The sequence below is a fragment of the Streptosporangium sp. NPDC050284 genome, from assembly GCF_044459525.1.
GTDB lineage: Bacteria > Actinomycetota > Actinomycetes > Streptosporangiales > Streptosporangiaceae > Streptosporangium.
The window spans coordinates 1-2,081 of sequence record NZ_JBITIZ010000052.1; the positions used below are offsets into that span (position 1 = coordinate 1).

Here is a 2,081-nt window from a genome sequence, read left to right on the forward strand (position 1 = left end):
GCGGTTCGCTTCGCCGACGGCGTGCGCACCCTGCACGCCCAGGGGGTGCGGGCCTACCTGGAACTCGGCCCCGACGGTGTGCTCACCGCGATGGCATCCGACACCCTCGCCGAGTTCGCCGGTTCCAATCCGGGTGCTGAGGGCTCTTCTGTCGCGTTCGCGGGTGAAACGGGCGCGGTGGCGGTGCCGGTGCTGCGCGGGGATCGGGACGAGCAGTCGGCGATCATGACGGCTCTCGCCGAGTTGCACGTGCGTGGCGTGGCGATCGGTTGGGAGGCGGTGCTCGCGGGCGGGCGCCGGGTGGAGTTGCCGACCTATGCCTTCCAGCACCAGTGGTTCTGGCCGAGTATCGGGCGAATCGCGGATGCTCGCGGTCTGGGACAGGAGGCGGCGGGCCATCCGCTGCTGGGCGCGGCCGTGGGTCTGGCCGATTCCGGTGACGCGCTGCTGACGGGACGGTTGTCGCTGCGGTCGCATCCGTGGCTGGCGGATCACGCGGTGGGCGGGATGGTGATCTTCCCGGGTACCGGCTTCCTGGAGCTGGCGATCCGCGCGGGTGACCAGGTCGGCTGCGATCTGGTCGAGGAGCTGACCTTGACCGCGCCGCTGGTGCTGAGTGAGGACGACGCGGTCGCGGTGCAGGTGCGGGTGGGGCCGGCCGACGAGTCGGGTCGGCGTGAGGTGAGCGTCCATGCCCGGTCGGCCGATGCCGGTGATCACGATGGCTGGGTGCGGCATGCCGCAGGTGTGCTGGCGAGCGGTGGTCACGTCGGGGTGGGCGTCGAGGACGATCGAGGGCAGGTCACGGGGACCGGTGGCGAGGTTGTCACGCGTTTCGAGACGGAGGTGTGGCCGCCGCGGGGTGCGTCGGTGATCGAGTTGGACGGGGTGTATGAGCGGTTGGCTGAGGGTGGGTTGGAGTATGGGCCGGTGTTTCGGGGGTTGAGGGGGGCGTGGCGGGGTTCTGAGGGTGAGGTGTTCGCGGAGGTTGTGCTGCCTGAGCAGGTGGTGTCGGGTGCGGGGTCGTTCGGGGTGCATCCGGCGTTGTTGGATGCGGTGTTGCATGCGGTGCCGTTTGTGGGGTTGGACGATGCCGAGGGTGGGCGGTTGCCGTTCTCGTGGGGTGGGGTGTGTTTGCATGCGGGTGGGGCGTCGGTGTTGCGGGTTCGGTTGGTGAGGACTCGGGGTGATGCGGTTTCTGTGGTGGCGGTGGATGGGGGTGGGGGTTTGGTGGTGTCGGCGCGGTCGTTGGTGTTGCGGCCGGTGGCGTCGGAGGTGTTGGCCGCTCCCGGTGGTGGTAGGGATGTTTTGTTCCAGGTGGAGTGGACGTCGTCGGTGGGTCTCCCGGCTGCTGACGCGCTCCCGGCGGCGGTACTCGGCCAGGACACGTTGGGTGTCGCCTCCATGCTGCGGGCGGGCGGGGATCCGGTGCCGGTTCACGCGGATCTGCTGTCGCTGGCGGAGGCGGGGCCGGTGCCGGGTGTGGTGCTGATGGAGGCGGTCTCGGATCCGGCGGGCGAAGTGGTGGAGTCGGCACATGCGCTGACCGCTCGCGTTCTGGACGTGGTGCAGGGGTGGCTCGCCGATGACCGGTTCGCCGATTCGCGCCTGGTAGTGGTGACCAGGGAAGCGGTGACGGCAGGGGACGGCGAGGTGGTGGCCGACCTGGCGGCTGCGGCGGTGTGGGGTTTGGTGCGCTCCGCGCGACTGGAGAATCCTGACCGGTTCGTACTGGTGGACGTGGACGGGCGGGAGTCTTCGCTGTCGGCACTGCCCGGTGTACTCGCGGGGGTGCTGGCCTCGGGCGAGCCGCAGGTGGCGGTGCGCGATGGTGAGGTGCGGGTAGCGCGGCTGGCGCGGTTGGCGCCCGGCTCTCACCCTGAGGGGGAGGCGAGCGGAGTCTGGAACCCCGAGGGGACGGTGTTGATCACTGGTGGTACGGGTGGTCTGGGGGGTTTGTTCGCGCGGCATGTGGTGGCCGAGCGGGGGGTGCGTCGTCTGCTGCTGACCAGCCGTCGGGGGTTGGATGCTCCGGGGGCGGTGGAGTTGCGGGCGGAGTTGATCGCGCATGGGGTCGAGGT

At 70.3% G+C, this 2,081-nt stretch carries 1 protein-coding gene; it reads left to right on the plus strand.

What is annotated here, in order from left to right; all coding sequences use genetic code 11:
• The coding region (locus ACIBH4_RS39590; protein WP_399173892.1) for a polyketide synthase dehydratase domain-containing protein at positions 1–2,081 on the plus strand (2,081 nt) is incomplete at both ends.